At 59.4% G+C, this 3,582-nt stretch carries 5 protein-coding genes; all 5 read right to left on the reverse strand.

What is annotated here, in order from left to right:
- Positions 1 to 122 precede the first annotated feature (122 nt).
- The gene (locus QK296_RS28835) at positions 123 to 362 is read right to left on the reverse strand and encodes a hypothetical protein (RefSeq protein WP_032892362.1); all 240 of its coding nucleotides are present in this window, start codon (positions 360 to 362) and stop codon (positions 123 to 125) included.
- The gene (locus tag QK296_RS28840) at positions 359 to 616 is read right to left on the reverse strand and encodes a DUF6555 family protein (protein ID WP_003190423.1); all 258 of its coding nucleotides are present in this window, start codon (positions 614 to 616) and stop codon (positions 359 to 361) included. Before QK296_RS28840 ends, QK296_RS28835 begins: the two co-directional genes overlap by 4 nt.
- Positions 617 to 718: 102 nt before the next feature.
- On the reverse strand, positions 719 to 1,000 hold the full coding sequence (locus tag QK296_RS28845) for a hypothetical protein (RefSeq protein WP_032900539.1): 282 nt from the start codon (positions 998 to 1,000) through the stop codon (positions 719 to 721).
- Between the two features lie 171 nt (positions 1,001 to 1,171).
- Positions 1,172 to 2,461: an SDR family oxidoreductase gene (locus QK296_RS28850; RefSeq protein WP_282392340.1), complete on the reverse strand. Its 1,290-nt coding sequence runs from the start codon at positions 2,459 to 2,461 to the stop codon at positions 1,172 to 1,174.
- Between the two features lie 80 nt (positions 2,462 to 2,541).
- Positions 2,542 to 3,294: an OBAP family protein gene (locus QK296_RS28855; RefSeq protein ID WP_282392338.1), complete on the reverse strand. Its 753-nt coding sequence runs from the start codon at positions 3,292 to 3,294 to the stop codon at positions 2,542 to 2,544.
- Between the last annotated feature and the right edge of the window lie 288 nt (positions 3,295 to 3,582).

Here is a 3,582-nt window from a genome sequence, read left to right on the forward strand (position 1 = left end):
CCGTTACCTAAATAACGGATATGTACCCGGTCCAACTGTGTTGACTGTTAGGCCGCCATCGCAGGCAAGCCAGCTCCCACATTTGGATCGTGGGGTGTCAGATCGATACGTGCCCACTGACGTTATTTTCGCTTGGAGCGATGAATCCGCATCCACTCCCGATAAGCCACCGTACGCTGCGCATCCGCACGTTTCTTCGCCTCGGTAAAGCGCGCCCACGTCTGCGCATCGCCGCTGTAGGACTCAATGATCTCGTACGCCAACGCGTCCAATCGATCCGCTTCGAAAAACATCTCGGCGTTTCGCGCGACCTCATCGTCCCGCCTGTTTGTCGTTGTGTAACCAAGAGTCTGGCTGTTCATCCTCTGAGGCCCTCCGCCCATTGAATCTGTGCCGCGCCACTCCAGCGCACCTGGGTAATGCCGTATTTCTCCGCCATCGGTTTGGACACACGCTTGAACGTGTGTTGCCCGAATTTGGGGATGACCGCCACACCAGCGTCACAACTGGCCCAATGCCAAGCCTCGGCATTGTCCATGCGCGGCGCGCGCACGATGAAGGACTTGGGCTCGCCGTGCAGCTGGTACTCGATAGTGAATAGGTCGTTGTGTTTCATGAGGCCTCCTTGATACTCATGAAGTACAGATATTTGACGTCAAAAAAAATTCAAATAAGTTGTCCGACAATTCGATGACTGGGCGCAGGGCGTGGATGAGGCTTAATCATCTACCGTAAAGGTGACCCATCCAGGCCCATCGGCCGGGCGTTCCAGCTCGGCGATCACCCCGCTGACAGAGGAGCCGTCAGGCAAATTGACGGTAATAAAGTTGGGATTGCCGGGCCAATCCAATGGCGTGTCAAAGTCCAAGCGCGCGATGGTCGGTTTCCCGCTGCTGGCCATTTGAATGCTTTTTGATTCGTTAAGGCGTTCATCTGAGGGTGTTCCAAGATGGCGCGAGGCAGTGATGACACTGGCAGTACCTTGGTAATCGTAAGACATGCTGGGTTACCTCATAAAGGGGAGACAACGAAGATCAAATGTGGGAGCGGGCTTGCTCGCGAAAGCGGTGTATCAGTCACATCAATGTTTAATGGACCGACGCCTTCGCGAGCAAGCCCGCTCCCACAGAGGAGCTGCGCTTGACTGGCTGGCATTCGGGATTTGCCGTGTTCATTTGTGACGAGCTGAATATTTGCGCGCAACGACAACGCCACCCACTAGCAGCGCTGCGCCTATTGCAACAATGCCATAGGGCGTACGGCGGGTTTGCCGCCAGCCGCCTTCCACGCGACGTTCGCCACTTGCCGGGGTGTAGAGGTTGCCCGCCGACGTCGCGGCGCGCTGGCTGCGCTCAAGGCCGAGGCGGGTGAGCCAACCGGATAACCGGGCAAAGCCAGGCAGCAAAAAATGCGCGACGCGGGCCACGGTGGCAGCGCTGCCTACCGTGGTGCTGTCTCTGGGTTGCAGCGCACAGGCCACCATCGCTTGCGCGACTTTATGTGGGTCATAGACCGGTGGCGGTGGCGTCAACTCGTGGCCGGTAAAATTGCCGCCATCGCGAAAGCCCGGTGTGTCCATCACGGCGGGGTAGATGTCGCACACATGAATATCCGGGTAATCAGTCAGCTCGCCACGCAGGGCTTCAGTCAGGCCGCGCAGGCCGTATTTACTGGCTGAGTAGGCGACGGCATAGGGCTGGGCTACCCAACTGCCCAGCGACAAGGTGTTGATCAGAATGCCGCGGTGCTGGGCTTTGAAATAGGGCCACACCACGTGGGCGCCGCGCAGGTACCCGAGCAGGTCGGTTTGCAGCACTTGTTCGTGGGCTTCCAGGGGCGTGTTCTCGAAACTGCCGACCGCGCCAACACCAGCGTTATTGATCCAGATATCGATGCGGCCATTGCCGAAGGCCGCTGCCTGTTCGGCCAATGCGCGCATCTGGTCGCCCTGGGTCACATCGGTTTTAACGGCGACGGCCTCGGCGCCGCGCGCAGCGCATTCCTCGACCACCTCTTCCAGGGCTTTTTCATCCCGAGCCGCCAATACCAAGCGGGTACTTTGCTCGGCAAAGGCGTGAGCAGCCGCGCGGCCAATGCCACTGGAGGCGCCGGTGATCACCACGGTTTTGCCGTGCAGTTTCCCTTTGGCCTGCACGACGCCAGGCGAATCCTCGGGCACGTGGACGGGCACCGGGTGCAGTTGTAGGCGGGCGCCGTCAGTCAGTATCAGGGTCAAGTTTTCGAGGGTGCCAGCGACGCGGTCGGGAAACACCGGTTCGCCTGTGGCATCGAGCTCATCGTAGATAAACGTCTGGCCCTCAAGCCATCCGACTGCCGTCATCAGTTCAGGGCCCAGGTAGTACTTTCCGTCCAGGAAAAACCCGCTGAAGTTCGGGGTGCGCTCCAGGTTTTCCACGGCGTATCGCTCGCCAGGCCTCATTCCGGTTGCGGTATCAATCATCATGACATCCTCCTTTGGCTGGTCTTGGGTAGAGAAGGGCCCGCAAATGATCGTTCAATCCAAATGACTGAATGGCGGCGTCAGTGCCGGTGGGCCTTTTGGGTTGGGTCGGCGATCTGGATAACCGTGCCCTGGCGCCACGCGTCTGCACCGGGTGCGATGGGCGGCGTGGGGATATCGGCGCGAGCCTTTTTCTTTTCGGTACTGTCGATGCCCAGGCGTTTATCTCGCTCGGCGACCATACGCGGGTCGGCCTGGCCGTCAGCGGTGAACCCCATCATCAATTGCGGGACGCCCAAGGGCAGGCGTTTATCCAGATCGGTATGCCAGGTGTGCCAGGTCTTGCCGTAGGTGTGCACCAGCTTCTCCATCAGTGCATGCTCCGCCACCTCGGGGATTCCCGGAGCCACCAGTTGCCCTGACTTCACTTCATGCACATGGCTATGCCACAGCGCCTTTTCAGGCGCGGGCAGCGTGTTGAATTGCGCCTCGCTGATGATGTACTCCACGCCCATCAACTTGGCATCCTTGCGGTTGCCGTCGTAGATCACGCACTGGATGACCTCCTCGTTGAGGATTGCACAGTAGTGATGGGCTTCCATTTGTACATCGGGATGGCCGTTGTAGAAGTGAAAGCCGTCCAGGTAGGCGTTCAGGGCATCAATCGGTGGGCGTGATTGCAGCAGGGCGGCGCCGGCTTCCAGCGTTCGGGTCGAGGGCTTCGTGGGTTTTCCGGGGGCCTCGACATTCGAGGGTGAGTTGTTGCCAGCGCAGGCGCTGAGCAGGGCCAGCATCGCTACTGCGGCTAAGGGTTGGGTGGGGTTGTCAGTCATGGTCGGCTGCCTCCTGTTGCCGGTGTGTTCACGCTAGAGGATCAAAGCCAGGTTTAATCCTGTTCTCGTTGGAAAGACGAGCGTGCGGAGCGTTCAAAATGCTTTGAGTTGAACACTCACGCATGTGGCTTGCCGGCGATGACGGCCTCCCAGCCGGCCCCTATCTATCTGATGCCCCGCGATCAAACTGTGGGAGCGGGCTTGCTCGCGAAGGCGGCCTGGCAGGCGACAAAGTTGGATTGTGTGCATATCCATTGCTGCGGTAACGGCCACTTAGGGTTCCGCCCT

It is taken from the genome of Pseudomonas sp. AL10, from assembly GCF_029960685.1.
GTDB lineage: Bacteria > Pseudomonadota > Gammaproteobacteria > Pseudomonadales > Pseudomonadaceae > Aquipseudomonas > Aquipseudomonas lactis.

Excerpts from the sequence above, each read along its gene's own strand:
- QK296_RS28835 (WP_032892362.1), bottom strand. The coding sequence starts at position 362 with ATGAACAGCCAGACTCTTGGTTACACAACGACAAACAGGCGGGACGAT.
- QK296_RS28850 (WP_282392340.1), bottom strand. The coding sequence starts at position 2,461 with ATGATTGATACCGCAACCGGAATGAGGCCTGGCGAGCGATACGCCGTG.
- QK296_RS28855 (WP_282392338.1), bottom strand. The coding sequence starts at position 3,294 with ATGACTGACAACCCCACCCAACCCTTAGCCGCAGTAGCGATGCTGGCC.
- QK296_RS28840 (WP_003190423.1), bottom strand. The coding sequence starts at position 616 with ATGAAACACAACGACCTATTCACTATCGAGTACCAGCTGCACGGCGAG.
- QK296_RS28845 (WP_032900539.1), bottom strand. The coding sequence starts at position 1,000 with ATGTCTTACGATTACCAAGGTACTGCCAGTGTCATCACTGCCTCGCGC.